Below are 16305 nucleotides of genomic sequence, written 5' to 3'. Positions count from 1 at the left end.
GTCCCGTCCCGTGCCACCCGCCCGACGGCCAACCGGGCAGGCCGCTCAAGCGTTCCAGCCCCCGGACGCGTCGTCAGGCCTTCTGTTCCTTGAGGCGCTTCACGCACTTGCTGAAATACTGCGGCCATTTCGGCCCCTTGGCGGCCTTGTCGGCAACCGAGAGCGCCCGCCATTCGGCGCCGCAGGTCTTCTGGCGCTCGCGCGCCGCGCTCTGGCTGACGGTCGGCTCCTTGGCGGCGGCGGGGTCCTTCTCCTTGGCGAGCACCGGCTGGGCCAGCAGGAGCGGGGCGGCGAGGCAGGCCAGGAGGACGGAACGGAACAGCATCGTAACAACCCTCGATTGCGGGATCGCCCGCGGCGCGGCGGGCGGGACGCATCACACCCACAACCACAGGGTTCGGCAAGAGCCCTCTTCGTGGGACAAGCCTCTTTCCGGGCCTTGAGCCCGCGATCCACCGCCGGCCGCCTTCGAGCAACCATCGGCTGGCGTTCCGGTTTGATCCGTCACATGAAGACTGCTCAACCTTGGCCGGGATGATCCGCATGGCACACGCTCCGGGAAAACCCATCGACGTCCACACCTGGAGCACGCCCAACGGCTGGAAGATCCCGATCATGCTGGAGGAGTGCGGCCTGCCCTACCGGGTGGTGCCTGTGAACATCGGCCGGGGCGACCAGATGGCGCCGGACTTCCTCGCGATCTCGCCCAACAACAAGATCCCGGCCATCGTCGATCCCGACGGGCCGGACGGCCAACCGATCACGATCTTCGAATCGGGGGCGATCCTGCAATATCTCAGCCGCAAGACCGGCTGCTTCCTCCCCGCCGACGAGCGTGCGCGGGTGAAGGTCGAGGAATGGCTGATGTGGCAGGTGGCGGGCTTCGGACCGATGCTCGGTCAGACCCATCATTTCCGCATCTACGCGCAGGAGAAGATTCCCTACGCCATCGAGCGCTTCACCACGGAGGCGCAACGCCTCTACCGCGTCCTCGATCGCCAACTCGCCGGCCGGGACTACGTGGCCGGCGACCTCTCCATCGCCGACATCGCGATCCTGCCCTGGGCGAAGTACCACGAGAAGCAGGGCGTCGATCTCGCCGAGCTCCCCAACCTGAGGCCCTGGATCGCCCGGATGCTGGCGCGTCCGGGCGTGCAGCGCGGGTTCGCGGCCATCTGAGGAGCGGGCTCGAGCCCTCCCCGCGAGGCTTACTGCTCTGCCGGCGCGGCCTTGGCGGCCGGCTTGAGCGCCGCCTTCGCGGCGGGCTTCGGGGCCGGGGTGGCCGTTTCGCCGGCCGCGTTGGCGGCCTGCTGATTCACGTCCGGGACCCGGGTCCAAGTCTGCGAGCCGCACAGGATCTTGAGGAGGCAGCCGGAGACGGAGAGTTCCGAGGCGCTCTCGCGCGCCAGGCTGACCTGATACAGCTTGCCCTCGTCGGCGTTGTAGATCTCGCCGGAGAACTTTTCCTCCTCGGGCTTGAGGTTGTCGAGGAGGGTAAGGCCCAGGGCCGGCCGGCTGCGCTTCTTCGGATCGGGGTTCTTGATGTCCGTGCGCGGGGCGCCGTCATCGCCGTTGGGCGACTTGAGCCACACCACCTTGCCGCAGATGTTGGCGCCCGCCGGGCCGCAACGGTCGATGCGGACCTTGGCGCGGCCGTCGCCCGTGAGCCAGGTGCCCGAAGGATCCTGGGTCGGGGCGGCGAGGGCCGGCGCGACCTGGACGGCGGTGAGGCCGGAAAGGATGAAGGCGGCAGTCAGGGCGACGCGCATGGGCTGGTCTCCGTCGAACGGCGGCAGGGGTCGGTGTCGTTGACCCCAGAAAGCCCGCGCAATCGGGCGAATTTCCGGCACTGTTGCGCTCAAGCCATGGCCAAGGTGTTTTTGCCCTCGGGTTGAGGGGCGGGGACGCCCCCGCTATAAGCCCGGCGCCGGAGCCTCAGTTTCGGCCCCAGAATCAGAACCGGACGAACCATGGCCACCGAGCGCACCTTCTCCATCCTCAAGCCCGACGCGACGAAGCGGAACCTGACCGGCGCGGTCAATGCCGTGATCGAGAAGGCGGGCCTGCGCATCGTCGGCCAGCGCCGCATCCAGATGAGCCGCGCCCAGGCGGAGAAGTTCTACGAGGTCCACAAGGAGCGCCCGTTCTTCGGAGAGCTCGTCGACTTCATGATCTCCGGCCCCGTGGTCGTGCAGGTGCTCGAGGGCGACAACGCCATCGCCCGCTACCGTGAGGTCATGGGCGCCACGAACCCGGCCAACGCCGACGAGGGCACCATCCGCAAGACCTTCTCCGAGTCGGTGGGCGAGAACACCGTCCACGGGTCCGACAGCGCCGAGAACGCCAAGCTCGAGATCGCGCAGTTCTTCCAGGATTCCGACATCGCCGGCTGAGCCGTCTCGTGCGCCACCCGGGGCGTCGGCTCCGGGTGACGTTTGCCGCCAAGCTGTGGCCGCGCTGCCCTTGCGCCGGCCCGAGGGCTCCGTGAAACCGGGTCGTTTCCCGAATCGCTTTCACGGACCCGTCACACCATGCGCCTCTTCGCTCCGCGCACCGGCCGGCTTCTGCTCGCCGCCGGCCTCCTCGCCACCGTGGCCGCCTGCAACGCCAACAAGGCCGGACCCACGGCCGAGCTCGCCGGCTACACACCCGACCCGGCCCTCAAGACCGCGTCGGCGGGCAATCTCACCGGCCGCGTGCGCCATGCCTGCACCGTGACCCAGGCCCGGCTCCAGAACGTCTCCGAGGTCTCCCTTGCCCGCCCGTGCGGTTGCTACGCCCAGCGCACCCTGGCGAGCCTCGACCAGTCCGAGCTCGCCGCCTACCGTACCATGGGCTACTTCAACGATTCGGCCCGCGCCAAGGCGCTCTCGGCCCTCGACAGCTGCCAGCTGCCGCGCCCAGCCTGATCCGATGCAGGGCGGACCCGCCGTGCAGGTCCGCCCTTCTGCGGAACCCGCTATTCCCGAAGACTGAGCAGGGCGCCGTCCGCCCGGCTCACAGCGTCCGAAAACACCACCCGGTCGCCGTCGAGGCGCGCGCGGCCCGAGGCGATGAGCGCCAGGGCCGCGGGATAGAGCCGATGCTCCTGCACCAGGATGCGGCTGGCCAGCGCGTCGGCATCGTCGCCGGGCAGGACCGGCACGGCGGCCTGGGCGACGATGGGCCCGGCATCGAGTTCCGGCACCACGTAATGCACGGTGCAGCCGTGCAGGCGCACGCCTGCCGCCAGCGCTTGCTCGTGGGTGTGCACGCCCTTGAACAGGGGCAGCAGGGAGGGATGGATGTTGATCATCCGCCCGGCCCAGGCCTCGACGAAGCCGGCGGAGAAGATCCGCATGAAGCCGGCGAGGCACACGAGGTCGATGTCGGCGGCCACCATCTCGGCGTGGAGCGCCGCATCGAAAGCGGCCCGGTTCGGATAGGCCTTGTGGTCGAGGGCGCGGGTCGGGATGCCGGCCGACGCCGCCGTGGCGAGCCCCCCGGCGTCCGGCCGGTTGGAGGCGACCAGCACGATCTCGGCGGGAAAGTCAGCCGCCGTGGCCGCCGCGATGAGCGAGGCCATGTTCGAGCCGCGTCCCGAGATCAGGATCGCGACCCGGGTCTTCCGAGGGGACGCCATCAGCAAGGCACCATCAGAACGTGAGCCTGCCTTCGAAGGTCACGGGCTCCGGGCCGCGGGGCGTGATCCGGCCGAGGACCACGGGTGAGGCGCCGCCGAGATCCAGCGCCTTCGAGACGGCGCCGACGCTGTCGGGCGAGACCACCACCACCATGCCGATGCCGCAGTTGAAGGTGCGCAGCATCTCGGCTTCCGCGACCTCGCCGATCTCGGCGAGCCAGCCGAACACGGGCGGGGGCATGATCGCGTCGAGGTCGATGGCGATGCCGACCCCGTCGGGCAGCACGCGGGGGAGGTTGTCGGGGAAGCCGCCGCCGGTGATGTGGGCCAGCGCCTTGATCCCGTCCGTGGATTTGAGGGCGGCGAGCAGCGGCTTCACGTAGATGCGGGTCGGCTCGAGGAGGGCTTCGCCGAGCGTCCGGATCGGCTCGAACGGCGCCGGGTCGTCGTAGGACAGGCCGCTCTTCTCGACGATGCGGCGCACGAGCGAGAAGCCGTTGGAATGCACCCCGGAGGAAGGCAGGCCGAGGACCACGTCGCCCGGCACGATGTTGCCGCGCGGCAGCAGGGTGCCGCGCTCGGCCGCCCCCACGCTGAAGCCGGCGAGATCGTAGTCGGCGCCGTCGTAGAGGCCCGGCATCTCGGCGGTCTCGCCGCCGATGAGGGCGCAGCCGGCGAGCCGGCACCCCGCCGCGATGCCGCGCACGATGTCGGTGCCGACGCCCGGCACGAGCTTCGCCGTGGCGAAATAGTCGAGGAAGAACAGCGGCTCGGCGCCCTGCACGATGATGTCGTTGACGCACATGGCCACGAGATCGATGCCGATGGTGTCGTGGCGGTTCGTCTCGATGGCGATCTTCACCTTGGTGCCGACGCCGTCGTTGGCCGCCACCAGGATCGGATCGCGGAACCCTGCCGCCTTGAGGTCGAACAGGCCGCCGAACCCGCCGATCTCGGCATCCGCCCCCGGCCGGCGGGTAGCGCGCACCAGCGGCTTGATCGTCTCGACCATGGCGTTGCCGGCATCGATATCGACGCCGGCTTCCGCGTAGGTCATTCCATGTTTGGGCTCGCCGGTCATCCGCGCCGCTCTCTTCCGATCCGCTCTTTGGCGACCTCTAACCATTCCCGCGCGCCTTCGCGAGTCTTCTGCGCCCCGCCTTGACCGCACCGCACCGGCTTCCCACTCTCGGGAGCGCACGGGCGGCGTGTGCGGGGGAGGACGGCCGATGCGCGGCAGGGCGGTGATCGGGTGTCTGGCCCTGGGCGGGATCGCCCTGCTCCTCTATCTCCTGGCCGACGTGATGCTGCCCTTCGTGGCCGGCCTCGCGCTGGCCTACCTCCTCGATCCCCTCGCCGACCGCCTGGAGCGCCTCGGGCTCGGGCGGCTCACGGCTTCGCTCCTCATCCTCGCAATGTTCGTGGTCGCCCTCGTGGTGGCGCTCCTCATCGTCGTGCCGCTCGCCGCCAACCAGATCGCCGCCCTCGTCGCCACCCTGCCCGGCATGGTCGCCCGGCTGCAGGGAATCCTGACGGAGAAGGCCGGCCCGCTGCTGCAGCGCGTGGGCGGCGCGGACGTGCTCACCGACCTGCAATCCTCCGTCGGCACCCTGGTGGGGCAGGGCGGCACGTGGTTCCTGGCGTTCCTGAAATCCCTGTGGTCGGGCAGCCAGGCGCTGATCTCCATCGCCTCGCTCCTCGTGGTGACGCCCGTGGTGGCGTTCTACCTGCTCGTCGACTGGGACCGGATGATCGCGGCGCTCGACGGCTGGGTGCCGCCGCGTCACCGGCCCGTGGTGCGCCGCCTCGGCCGCGAGATCGACGGCGCGATCACCGGCTTCGTGCGCGGCCAGACCCTGGTCTGCCTGATTCTCGGCACCTTCTACGCCGTGGGCCTGTTCGCCATCGGGCTGAATTTCGGCGTGCTCATCGGCCTCATCGCGGGCTTCCTCACCTTCATCCCGTATGTCGGCACGCTCACCGGTTTCCTGCTCTCCGTGGGCGTCGCCCTGGCGCAGTTCTGGCCCGAATCCGACTGGCTCCATATCGGGCTCACCATCGGGGTGTTCGTGGTCGGCCAGTTCCTGGAGGGCAACATCATCTCGCCGAAACTCGTCGGCGAATCGGTGGGTCTCCACCCCGTCTGGCTCATGTTCGCGCTCCTGGCCTTCGGGTCGCTGTTCGGCTTCCTCGGCCTTCTGCTCGCCGTGCCCGTGGCCGCCTCCATCGGCGTGGTGGTGCGCTTCGCCCTGAGCCGCTACCTGCAGAGTCCGCTCTACCATGCGGGCTCCCCGGTGCTGCTCCCCAACCGTGAGACCTGATGGCCATCCGCGAGAACGCGCCGCCCAGACAACTCGCCTTCGACCTGCCGGCCGACCCGCGCTACGGGCGGGAGGACTTTCTGGTCGGTCCCGCCAACGAAGCTGCCTACGGTCTCGTCGAGGCCTGGCCGAACTGGCCCGACACCGTCTGCCTGCTCACCGGGCCGCCCGGCAGCGGCAAGAGCCACCTCGCCTCGATCTGGGCGACGCGGGCCCATGCCTGGACGGCGTCCGTCGCCGAGGTCCGGGCGGCGGCCGTGCCCCACCTCGTCTCCAACGGTGCCCTCGTCATCGAAGACATCGACCGGGCCGAGGGCCGCGACGAGGCGGCCCTGTTCCACCTCCTCAACCTCGCCCGCGAGCATGGCAGCCCGGTCCTCGTCACGGCGGCCCAGCCCGTGGAGGCCATGGGGCTGGCCACCGCCGACCTGCGCTCGCGCCTGCGTCTGGCACCCGGCGCCACCATCCTCGCCCCCGACGACGCGCTGCTCCGCGCCGTCCTCGTCAAGCTGTTCGTGGACCGCCAGCTCGTGGTCGATCTCGCCGTGGTCGAGGCGCTGGCGCTCCGTATCGACCGCTCGTTCGGCCTCGCCCGGCAGGTGGTGAGCGAGCTCGACCGCGACGCCCTCGGGCGCGGCCGGCGCATCACCCGGCCCCTGGCCCTGGCGGTTCTCGCCCGCCTCGGCCTCGACGCGACGGACGACGAGGCCGACGACGCCGATTAGGGGCGCCCGTCCGGCCGTGCGCAAAAGACTGTCATCGAACTGTCAAGAACCGCGGCGTCCCGCATGCTAGGAAGCCGCCCCTCAGCTTTCAGGAGACACGCACTTGGCGGACATGGAATCGGACGCGACCGCACCGGAGGCCGGACCCGCCGAGGCCGAGGCCACCCGTGCGCCGGCCCGCCCGCGGACCGCGCGGACCGCGCCGAAACGCGTCGCTCAGGAGAAGCCCGCGCACGGTGAAAAGCTCGCGGCCGGCTCGGATTCGCCCGCGGCGCTCGCCGCCGATGCCGGGCCCGACGTCGATCTCCCCCCGGCGGAGGCGCTCCTGCCGGAGTCCGGTCCCGATCTCCCCGCCGAGGCGGATGTCCGCGACACCGTCCGCGAGGCGGGCCTCGCCCTGCGTCACTCGCCCGAGCGCTTCGTCAACCGCGAGCTGTCCTGGCTCCAGTTCAACCGCCGGGTGCTGGAGGAGGCGTCCAACCCCAATCACCCGCTCCTGGAGCAGCTGCGCTTCCTCTCGATCTCGGCCAACAATCTCGACGAGTTCTTCATGGTGCGCGTCGCCGGCCTGCACGATCAGGTCCGCGCCGGCCTCGTCGCGCCGTCGCAGGACGGCCTGAGCCCGGCCGAGCAGCTCGCCCGCGTCGGCTCCGACGTGTCGCGCCTGGCCCTCGACCAGCAGCAGCGCTGGCGCGCGTTGCGGGGCGAGCTTCTCGGCGCCGGCATCGAGCTCGTGGAGCCCGCCGGCCTCACCCCGGAGCACAAGGCCTGGCTGGAGGAGTATTTCCTCAGCCATGTCTTCCCGGTGCTGACGCCGCTGGCCATCGATCCGGCCCATCCGTTCCCGTTCATCCCGAACCTCGGCTCGACCATCGCCCTGATGCTCATGCGCCCGCGCGACGGCCGGGTGCTGCGCGCCCTCATCCGCCTGCCGGCCCTGGTCGACCGCTTCGTCCGCCTGCCCGACGCCGAGGGCGACGCCACGGCGCGCTTCATCGCCATCGAGCAGGTCATCGTCCTGTTCACCGGGCGGCTGTTTCCGGGCTACTCCCTGCGCGGCCACGGGGCGTTCCGGGTGATCCGCGATTCCGATCTCGAGATCGAGGAGGAGGCCGAGGATCTCGTCCTGCATTTCGAGACGGCCCTGAAACAGCGTCGGCGCGGCATCGTCATCCGCCTCGAGGTCGAGGCCGGCATGTCGGAGGACCTGCGCGCTTTCGTCGCCGACGAACTCGAGATTGGCCCCGACGCGGTGTTCCTCATCGAGGGCATGCTGGCCCTCAACGAGCTGTCCCAGATCGTCGGGATCGACCGGCCGGAGCTCAAGTTCAAGGCCTACAACCCGCGCTTTCCCGAGCGCATCCGCGAGAGCGGCGGCGATGTGTTCGCCGCCATCCGGCAGAAGGACTTCACCGTCCACCACCCCTACGAATCGTTCGACGCCGTGGTGCAGTTCCTGGCCCAGGCCGCCCGCGACCCCAACGTGGTCGCGATCAAGCAGACGCTCTACCGCACCTCCTCGAACTCGCCCATCGTGGCGGCCCTCGCGGAAGCCGCCGAACTCGGCAAGTCGGTCACCGCCCTCGTCGAGCTCAAGGCCCGCTTCGACGAGGAGGCCAACATCCGCTGGGCGCGCAACCTCGAGAAGGCCGGCGCGCAGGTGGTGTTCGGCTTCGTCGAGCTCAAGACCCACGCCAAGCTGTCGATGGTGGTCCGGCGCGAGGGGGACAAGCTCGTGAGCTACTGCCACGTCGGAACCGGTAACTATCACCCGATCACGGCGCGCATCTACACCGACCTGTCGTTCTTCACCGCGGACCCGGTGGTGGCCCGCGACGTGTCGCGCATCTTCAACTACATCACCGGCTACGCCGAGCCCGCCGGGCTGGAGCGCATGGCCGTCTCGCCCCTGACCCTGAAGCCCCGCCTGCTGGAGAACATCGACGCCGAGATCGCCCACGCCAGGGCCGGGCGCCCGGCGGCGATCTGGATCAAGTGCAACTCGCTCGTCGACCAGCAGATCATCGACGCCCTGTACGACGCGAGTGCCGCCGGCGTGCAGATCGACTGCGTGGTGCGCGGCATCTGCTGCCTGCGGCCCGGAATCCCCGGCCTGTCGGAGACGATCCGGGTGAAATCCATCGTCGGCCGCTTCCTGGAGCACGGGCGCATCTACTGCTTCGGCAACGGCGTCGGCCTGCCCCACCCCAAGGCCACGGTCTACATCTCGTCGGCCGACCTCATGAGCCGCAACCTCGACCGCCGGGTCGAGGCGCTCCTGCCCATCACCAACGCCACGGTGCATCAGCAGGTGCTGGATCAGATCATGCTGGCTAACCTCCTCGACAACCGCCAGAGCTGGCGTGTACTGGCGTCTGGCGCGAGTGAGCGGATCCAGCCGGCCGAGGGCGAGGAACCGTTCAACGCCCATAAATATTTCATGACGAATCCGAGCCTGTCCGGGCGCGGCAAGTCGTCGAAGAAATCGAGCCCGCGTGCCCTGAGCCGCCGTGCCCAGCGCGCCTGAGCGCCTTGCCGAAGGAACATGCATGGGCCTCCACCATGCCGGCCCACCCCGCGGCGAGTCCGGGGCCGACGATCGTACGGCCTGGATTCGCCGCGCGCCCGTGGCCATCATCGACATTGGCTCGAACTCCGTGCGGCTCGTCGCCTATGACGGGCTGACTAGGGCGCCGACACCGCTCTACAACGAAAAAGTACTGTGCGGCCTCGGCCGCAACGTGCTCACCACGGGGCGCCTCAACGAGGAGGCGGTCCGGCGTGCCCTCATCGCCCTCGCCCGCTTCCGGGTGCTGTGCGAGACCATGCAGGTCGCTCGGGTCTTCGTGCTGGCCACCGCCGCCGCCCGGGACGCCAGGAACGGGCCCGAGTTCCTCGCGGCCGCCGAGGCCGCCTGCGGCCATCCCATCGAGCTCCTGTCGGGACGGCGCGAGGCCGAGTTGTCGGCGCTCGGCGTCATCTCGGGCTTCCATGCACCGGACGGCGTGGTGGGCGATCTCGGCGGCGGCTCCCTCGAACTCGTGGACGTGCGCGGCGCCACCGTCGGCACGGGCGTGACCATGCCGCTCGGCGGCCTCGCCCTCCAGGACCTCTCGGGGAATTCGCCGAGGAAGGCCATCAAGATCGTCCGCGAGCATCTGAAGAAGGCCGCACCCCAGCTCGAAACCCTGCGCGGGCGCAGCTTCTACGCGGTGGGCGGCACCTGGCGGGCGCTGGCCCGCCTGCACCAGGCCGCGCGCGGCTACCCGCTCCACGTCATGCACGGCTACAGCGTCGAACCCTCGGACGAACTCAACTTCCTCGAAGTGGTGGAGCGTACGGACGCGGCCCTGCTGCAGGATGTCGAGAGCGTCTCCGAGGCCCGCCGGCCGCTTCTGGCCTACGGCGCCGTGGTGCTGGAGGAGATCCTTCGCGTCGGGCGTCCGCGTGAACTCGCGATCTCGGCCTCCGGCGTGCGCGAAGGTCTGCTCTACGAGCAGCTCGACCGCGACGCCCGCCTGGCCGACCCCCTGCTGGCGGCGGCCGCCGAACTCAATGTCCTGCGTGCCCGCTCGCCGGGCCACGCCACGGATCTCATCGCCTGGACCGACCGCTTCATCGGGACCCTCGATGCCCCCGAGACGGCCGACGAGCGCCGCCTGCGCCACGCCGCCTGTCTCCTGTCGGATATCGGCTGGCGGGCGCACCCCGATTATCGCGGCGAGCAGAGCGTCAACGTCATCACCCACGCCGCCTTCGTCGGCATCGACCATCCCGGCCGGGCCTACCTCGCGCTGGCCGTGTATTTCCGCCACGAGGGCGTCGCGCCGGAGAAGGCGAGCCCGATGCTGCGCAACCTTGCCGGCCCCCGCCTGTTCGACCGGGCCCGGCTGCTCGGCGCCCTCCTGCGCCTCGCTTTCCCGCTCACGGCCGGGATGGAGGGCACCCTCGGTGGCCTGCCCGCCACCGTCGCGGACGGACGCGTCACCCTGACTCTGCCGGCGGATCGCGAGACCCTGGCTGGCGACCGTATTCTCAACCGCGTGCGTGGCGTCGGCCGCGTCATCGGCCTCGACGGCCGCATCGCCATCGCCTGATTCCGGATCGAGACGAGATGCAAGCCCTCCAGCTCTTCGGCGACCGCGACCTGCGCGTGAGCGAGATCGAGGCCCCGGCTCCCCCCGGCCCCGGCGAGGTCCGGGTCCGTGTGCGGGCGGTCGGCCTCAACTTCATCGACGTGTGGGGCTTTCGCGGCATGGCCTTCGCCAAGCGCAAGCTGCCGCTCACCGTAGGCGCCGAAGCCGCGGGCGAGATCGTCTGCGTCGGCGAGGGCGTCGAGGGCTTGGCCGAGGGCGACCGCGTGGCTTTGTACGGCGCCCAGACCTGCGGCCGCTGCAAGGCCTGCGCGGAGGGCCGCGACAACCTGTGCGAGAATGTCGCCGGGGTGATGGGCTTCCACATCGACGGCTTCGCCCGCGAGGTCGTGACCATGCCGGCCCGCCTCGTGGTCCGGGTGCCGGACGGCGTGAGCTTCACAGATGCGGCCTGCGCACCCATCGCGTTCGGCACCGTGCAGCACATGCTGTTCGACAACGCGAAGCTGGAGCCCGGCGAGAGCATCCTGGTCCATGCCGGCGGTTCGGGTATCGGCACGGCGGCGATCAAGATGGCCAAAGCCATCGGCTGCACGGTGTTCACCACGGTGGGCGACGACGCCAAGGGCGAGAAGGCGAAGGCCCTCGGCGCCGACCACGTCATCAACTACCGCGACGAGCGCTTCGAGGGCGAGGTCCGCCGGCTCACGAAGCGCAAGGGCGTCGACGTGGTGTTCGAGCATGTCGGGCCCGACACCTGGAACGGCTCGTCCCTGTGCCTCAAGCGCGGCGGGCGCCTCGTCACCTGCGGCTCGACCTCGGGCGTCTCCACCACCATGAACCTGATGCAGCTGTTCCAGCAGCAATACCGCATCACCGGCTCGTTCGGCTGCTCCATGGCCAATATCCGCCAGTCGCTGGCCAAGATGGCCGAGGGCCTCACCCCCGTCGTCGACACGGTGCTGCCGCTCGCCGACTTCGCGCAAGGGCTGGAGCGCCTTGAAGCGCGCAAGGTGTTCGGCAAGATCCTCGTCACCCTGTGACGCCGCGCCTCGCCGGGGCCGCTCCGTCGTCGGACGCACACCGGGTGCACCCCCGCGAAAAAATGATCTAAGCGGGGAGGATGGGGCGTCGCTCTGAACGCTCCCCCCCGCACGGGAATCGCCTTGCTCCGCCTCGCCCTGGTCCTGAAACGCCATCTGCCGCGCCTTGCCGGGCTCGCGATGATCCCCCTGATCCGGACCCTGTTCTGGCTGGCGCGCCGGCTCGGGACCGACCGGGCGAGCCGGATCGGCGGGCGCGTGGTCCGGACCATCGGCCCGTTCCTGCCCGCCCACCGCACGGCCATGGCCAACCTCGCCGCCGCGTTCCCGGACCTCGATCCGGCCGCCCGGCGGGCGCTCGCGGCGCAAGCCTGGGACAATCTCGGCCGCACGGGCGCGGAATACGCCCATCTCCACACCTTGTTCGATGCCGACGCGTCCGATCCGGCGAGCCAGCGCATGCAGGTCTCGGGCGAGGGCCATTTCGCGGATCTGCGCGACGACGGGAAGCCGGGGCTGATCTTCTCGGCGCACCTCGCCAACTGGGAATTGCCGGCGATCTGCGCGGCCCGCTACGGCCTCGACGCCACGGCGATCTTCCGCCCGCCCAACGACGCCGCCTCCGCCCGCCTCGTGCAGGAGGTGCGCCGCCAGACCATGGGCGGTCTCGCGGCGGCCGGGCAGGGCGCGGTGTTCGCCATGCAGGGCGTGGTGGAGCGCGGCGGGCACCTCGGCCAGCTCATCGACCAGCATTTCACCCGGGGCGTCGTGGTCGAGTTCTTCGGCCGTCCCGTCCTCGTCAACCCGCTGCTCGGCAAGCTTGCCCGGCACTACGAATGCCCGGTCCACGGCGTTCGCGTGGTGCGGCGTGAGGGCGCGCGCTTTTCCCTCGAACTCACCCCGCCCCTCGACTTGCCGCGCGATGCGAACGGCGAGATCGACGTTCAGGGCGCCATGCAGGCCATGACCCGCGTGGTCGAGGATTGGATCCGCGAGAATCCCGGCCAGTGGCTCTGGATGCACCGGCGCTGGCGCCCGGCGATGCTGCCGAAGCCCAAGGCTCCGGCAGCGCCCGCCACCGAGGCGGCTGCGCCCGCCGCTTGATCCCGGTTCGAAGGGCAAGCCCTTCGAAATCCCGGAACGAGGCTCAGTCGATCCACTCGCCCGCGCGCATGACCGGGATCGCCCGGCCCTCCGCCGTGAGGCCGTCGACGTCGATCTCGGCCGAACCGATCATCCAGTCGATGTGGATCAGGCTGCGGTTGGCGCCTCGCGCCACGAGGTCGGCCTCGCTGAACTCCGCGCCGCCGTTGACGAAGCACTTGCTGTAGGCCTGGCCGAGCGCGATGTGGCTCGCGGCGTTCTCGTCGTAGAGGGTGTTGTAGAACAGCAGCCCCGAGGCCGAGATCGCCGAGGAGGCCGGCACCAGGGCGACCTCGCCGAGCTGGCGGGCGCCCGCATCGGTCTCCAGCACCTTGGCGAGCACCGCGCCGCCCGTGCGGGCCTCGGCCTCGACGATGCGGCCCGCCTCGAATCGCACCCGGATGCCGTCGATGAGCGTGCCCTGGTAGGACAGGGGTTTGGTGCTCGTCACGACCCCGTCGACCCGGTCCTTGTGGGGCGTGGTGAACACTTCCTCGGTGGGGATGTTGGCGTTGCAGGTGATGCCGCTGCGCGAGACCGAGGCGCCGCCGCACCATTCGTGGTCGTCGGCCAGACCCACGGTGAGGTCCGTGCCCGGCCCGGTGAAGCGCAGGGCTGCGAAGCGATGGGCGTTGAGGGCGCCCATGCGGGCGTGAAGGGCGGCGTTGTGCGCCTCCCAGGCGGCGATGGGATCCGGTCCGTCGACCCGCGAGGCGGAGAAGATCGCGTCCCACAGGCGGGAAACGGCCGCGTCCTCGGGCAGGTCCGGGAACACCGTGCGGGCCCACGGCGTGGTCGCGGCCGAGACGATGGTCCAGTTGGTGGAAAAGTTGGCGATGAGCTCGAGGGCCGGCACGTAGGCCTGCGAGCGGGCCCGGTTGGCCCGCGACACCCGTGCCGTGTCCTGTCCGGCCAGCAGCGAGGGGTCGTCGCCGGCCACAGCTAGACGCGCGGCGCCGTTGCGGTAGGCCTCCGCCATCCCGGAATAGAGCCAGCCCGCGGCCGTGTCGAAGGCCTCTTCCGGCGCGTAGGCGAAGCGCGCCAGGGTCGCGGCATCGTCGGAGTAGAACGTGGTGACGAGCGACGCACCGGCCTTGTAGGCCTGCTCGGTGATCGCCCGCACGAGGGAGACGGTCTCCAGGGGCGCCGTGATCACGAGCTCCTGGCCCGGCCGCAAGCCGAGGCCGACCTTGACGGCCACTTCCGCGAGGCGCTCAAGGCGCACCGCATGCGTCGTCGGAGCCGTGCCCGCTCCACCGGCCTGACCGTGCGTATCCATCCCGCGTCTCCCTCGATCCAATCCTGAACGTCAGCTCAAGATCAGGTCCCGAGACGTCAGGTCAAGCGGCGCGCGACCAGGTGATCTCGCCGAGGTTCTCGCGGAAGGCGAAGCGCAGGAGGTGATCGGAGACCACGTTCTCGAGGCGCGTCAGGGCCGCCGGATCGGGGGTCGCCACCCGCATCAGCAGGGCGTCGGCCTCGGCCTCGAAGGTGCAGACCCGGTCTTCGCCGAACGGCACGCGGCCGGCGGCGTCGGTGGCCTCGACGGGGAACTTGTGGCTCCAGTGCCGGCAGAGCTGCTTCAGGTAGCGGCTCGCCTCGGCGGTGGGAACTCTCGCCTGAGAGGTCGGCATCCTCGGGTCTCCTTCGGTGCCCCTCACGGGGCGGGGTCGCGTCACGGTCGAACACTCGGGGCGATTGAACGCCGCGGCGGTTAAGGCCGGGTAACCTGCCGCACCGCAACGCGCGGAAAACCGCCGTGCTCTCACATCCTTGGCGCCATTGACGCCGAATTCATGGCGCGTCGCGACACACAGTCTGAACGGAATTGGTGCGCCGCACAATAACAATCCCGTGAGACGCCTTTCGGTTCCGGCAAAAGATCTTCGGAGGGCATCAGGCCGGGGGCAGGGCGGGCGGCCCGCCGCCCTCGGGCACCACGACCTTGCCGGGATTGAGCAGGCCGTGCGGATCGAGCGCCGCCTTGACCCGGCGCATGAGGTCGAGGGCGACGGGGTCGGCGTAATGGGCGAGTTCGTCGCGCTTGATCAGGCCGACCCCGTGCTCGGCGGCGATGGAGCCGCCGAGACTTTCCACCACGTCGTGGACGATGCGGTTGAAGCGGCTCCACTGGCCGAGGAACGCCGCCCGGTCCATGCCGACAGGCTGGCTCAGGTTGAAGTGGATGTTGCCGTCGCCGAAATGCCCGAAGGCGCAGACGCGCAGGCCCGGCATTGCCGCCTCGCAGGCCCGCGTCGCCGTGTCGAGGAATTCGGGAAGCGCCGAGAGCGGCACCGAGACGTCGTGCTTGATCGAGCCGCCCTCGCGCCGCTGCACCTCCGACAGGTTTTCGCGAAGCGCCCACAGGGCCTGGTTCCGGGCCTCGCTGGCGCCAAGCGTCGCGTCCTCCACGAAGCCGGCCTCGATGGCCTCGGCGAGCGCCGCCTCCAGGGCCTCGGCGGCCGGGGCGTCGGGCCGCGTCGAGGAGAACTCGACGAGGGCGTAGGTGCCGTGCCGGCCCGCGAGCGGCGGCGTCGCGCCCGGCGTGTGGCGCAGGACGATCTCCAGGCCGAAGGGCGGGATCACCTCGAAGGCGGTGAGATCGCGCCCGGCCCGGGCGCGGAGCTGCGCGAACAGGGCGAGTGCCGCGGCCGGGTCGGCGAGGCCGACGAAGCCGACGCCCCGACTCAGGGGCTTGGGGAACAGCTTCAGGACGGCGGCGGTGATGATGCCGAGGGTGCCTTCCGAACCGACGAAGAGCTGCTTGAGGTCGTAGCCGGCATTGTCCTTGCGCAGGCCTTTCAGCCCGTTCCAGACCCGGCCGTCGGCCAGCACCACTTCGAGGCCGAGCACGAGGTCGCGGGCGTTGCCGTAGGCCAGAACCGCCGTCCCGCCGGCATTGGTCGCGAGGTTGCCGCCGATGCGGCACGAGCCCTCCGAGGCGAGCGACAGGGGAAACAGCATCCCGGCCCCGTCCGCCGCCGCCTGGACGTCCGCCAGGGTGACGCCCGCCTCGACGGTGATGGTGGCGTTGACCGGGTCGACGGCGCGCACCCGGGCGAGGCGGGTGAGCGACAGGACGATCCCGCCCTGGGGCACGCCGCCGCCGACGAGACCAGTGTTGCCGCCCTGGGCCACCACAGGCACCCGCGCGGCGGCGCATCGCTCCACGACGAAGGCGACCTCGGCCGTGTCGGCCGGACGCGCCACGGCGAGCGCCTGGCCCCGATGGAGCCCGCGGGTCTCCACGAGGTAGGACTCCAGATCCTCGGGCGCCGTCAGGACGTGGGCCGCTCCGAGGCGGTCGGTCAGCGCGGCGAGGAGAGCGGAGGAGGGCACGCGAACATCCCGGGCAGG

Annotated in this window: 16 protein-coding genes; 9 read left to right on the top strand and 7 right to left on the bottom strand. The window is 70.5% G+C overall.

Annotated elements, in window-relative coordinates:
• Positions 1-73: 73 nt before the first annotated feature.
• Positions 74-325, bottom strand: a complete 252-nt coding sequence (locus MKK49_RS02375) for a hypothetical protein (RefSeq protein ID WP_244026455.1) — start codon at positions 323-325, stop codon at positions 74-76.
• 218 nt (positions 326-543) lie between these two features.
• On the opposite strand from MKK49_RS02375, the gene MKK49_RS02370 reads away from it, so the two are divergent.
• A complete protein-coding gene (locus MKK49_RS02370; RefSeq protein ID WP_244026454.1) occupies positions 544-1179 on the top strand; it encodes a glutathione S-transferase family protein in 636 nt (211 codons plus the stop codon).
• Between the two features lie 29 nt (positions 1180-1208).
• Here MKK49_RS02370 and MKK49_RS02365 read toward each other — a convergent pair whose 3' ends face one another.
• A complete protein-coding gene (locus MKK49_RS02365) occupies positions 1209-1769 on the bottom strand; it encodes a DUF2147 domain-containing protein (RefSeq protein ID WP_244026453.1) in 561 nt (186 codons plus the stop codon).
• A gap of 201 nt (positions 1770-1970) precedes the next feature.
• Here MKK49_RS02365 and ndk point away from each other — a divergent pair, with 201 nt between their 5' ends.
• Both ndk and MKK49_RS02355 read left to right on the top strand, forming a co-directional pair.
• The gene (gene ndk, locus MKK49_RS02360) at positions 1971-2393 is read left to right on the top strand and encodes a nucleoside-diphosphate kinase (RefSeq protein WP_244026452.1); all 423 of its coding nucleotides are present in this window, start codon (positions 1971-1973) and stop codon (positions 2391-2393) included.
• Between the two features lie 138 nt (positions 2394-2531).
• The gene (locus MKK49_RS02355; protein ID WP_244026451.1) at positions 2532-2909 is read left to right on the top strand and encodes a hypothetical protein; all 378 of its coding nucleotides are present in this window, start codon (positions 2532-2534) and stop codon (positions 2907-2909) included.
• A 50-nt stretch (positions 2910-2959) separates the two neighbouring features.
• On the opposite strand, the gene purN is transcribed toward MKK49_RS02355, so the two are convergent.
• A complete protein-coding gene (purN, locus tag MKK49_RS02350; protein ID WP_244026450.1) occupies positions 2960-3622 on the bottom strand; it encodes a phosphoribosylglycinamide formyltransferase in 663 nt (220 codons plus the stop codon).
• Between the two features lie 13 nt (positions 3623-3635).
• Positions 3636-4703 (bottom strand): phosphoribosylformylglycinamidine cyclo-ligase, encoded by a 1068-nt coding sequence (gene purM / locus MKK49_RS02345; RefSeq protein WP_244026449.1) that lies wholly within the window; start codon positions 4701-4703, stop codon positions 3636-3638.
• A gap of 148 nt (positions 4704-4851) precedes the next feature.
• Here purM and MKK49_RS02340 point away from each other — a divergent pair, with 148 nt between their 5' ends.
• From MKK49_RS02340 to MKK49_RS02315, 6 genes are all read left to right on the top strand, one after another.
• Positions 4852-5943: an AI-2E family transporter gene (locus MKK49_RS02340; protein WP_244026448.1), complete on the top strand. Its 1092-nt coding sequence runs from the start codon at positions 4852-4854 to the stop codon at positions 5941-5943.
• 5 nt (positions 5944-5948) lie between these two features.
• Positions 5949-6668, top strand: a complete 720-nt coding sequence (locus tag MKK49_RS02335; RefSeq protein ID WP_244026481.1) for a hypothetical protein — start codon at positions 5949-5951, stop codon at positions 6666-6668.
• A 112-nt stretch (positions 6669-6780) separates the two neighbouring features.
• A complete protein-coding gene (locus tag MKK49_RS02330; protein WP_244026480.1) occupies positions 6781-9195 on the top strand; it encodes an RNA degradosome polyphosphate kinase in 2415 nt (804 codons plus the stop codon).
• Between the two features lie 22 nt (positions 9196-9217).
• Complete coding sequence (ppx, locus tag MKK49_RS02325; protein WP_244026447.1) at positions 9218-10765, top strand: exopolyphosphatase; 1548 nt, start codon at positions 9218-9220, stop codon at positions 10763-10765.
• A 17-nt stretch (positions 10766-10782) separates the two neighbouring features.
• The gene (locus MKK49_RS02320; RefSeq protein WP_244026446.1) at positions 10783-11805 is read left to right on the top strand and encodes a zinc-binding dehydrogenase; all 1023 of its coding nucleotides are present in this window, start codon (positions 10783-10785) and stop codon (positions 11803-11805) included.
• A 123-nt stretch (positions 11806-11928) separates the two neighbouring features.
• Positions 11929-12909 carry a lipid A biosynthesis lauroyl acyltransferase gene (locus tag MKK49_RS02315; protein ID WP_244026445.1) on the top strand — a complete coding sequence of 327 codons (981 nt, stop codon included), beginning with the start codon at positions 11929-11931 and terminating at the stop codon, positions 12907-12909.
• 43 nt (positions 12910-12952) lie between these two features.
• Here MKK49_RS02315 and MKK49_RS02310 read toward each other — a convergent pair whose 3' ends face one another.
• The 3 genes from MKK49_RS02310 to MKK49_RS02300 all read right to left on the bottom strand — a co-directional run bounded on the left by MKK49_RS02310 (position 12953) and on the right by MKK49_RS02300 (position 16287).
• Positions 12953-14227 (bottom strand): aminopeptidase, encoded by a 1275-nt coding sequence (locus MKK49_RS02310; protein ID WP_244026444.1) that lies wholly within the window; start codon positions 14225-14227, stop codon positions 12953-12955.
• Between the two features lie 61 nt (positions 14228-14288).
• Complete coding sequence (locus MKK49_RS02305) at positions 14289-14582, bottom strand: DUF2218 domain-containing protein (RefSeq protein ID WP_056096059.1); 294 nt, start codon at positions 14580-14582, stop codon at positions 14289-14291.
• A gap of 262 nt (positions 14583-14844) precedes the next feature.
• Positions 14845-16287, bottom strand: a complete 1443-nt coding sequence (locus MKK49_RS02300; protein ID WP_244026443.1) for an FAD-binding oxidoreductase — start codon at positions 16285-16287, stop codon at positions 14845-14847.
• Between the last annotated feature and the right edge of the window lie 18 nt (positions 16288-16305).

The sequence above is a fragment of the Methylobacterium sp. J-090 genome (assembly GCF_022829345.1).
Lineage (GTDB): Bacteria > Pseudomonadota > Alphaproteobacteria > Rhizobiales > Beijerinckiaceae > Methylobacterium.
The sequence above is the reverse complement of the archived record's forward strand: the minus strand, read 5'-3'. Positions and strand labels throughout refer to the sequence as shown.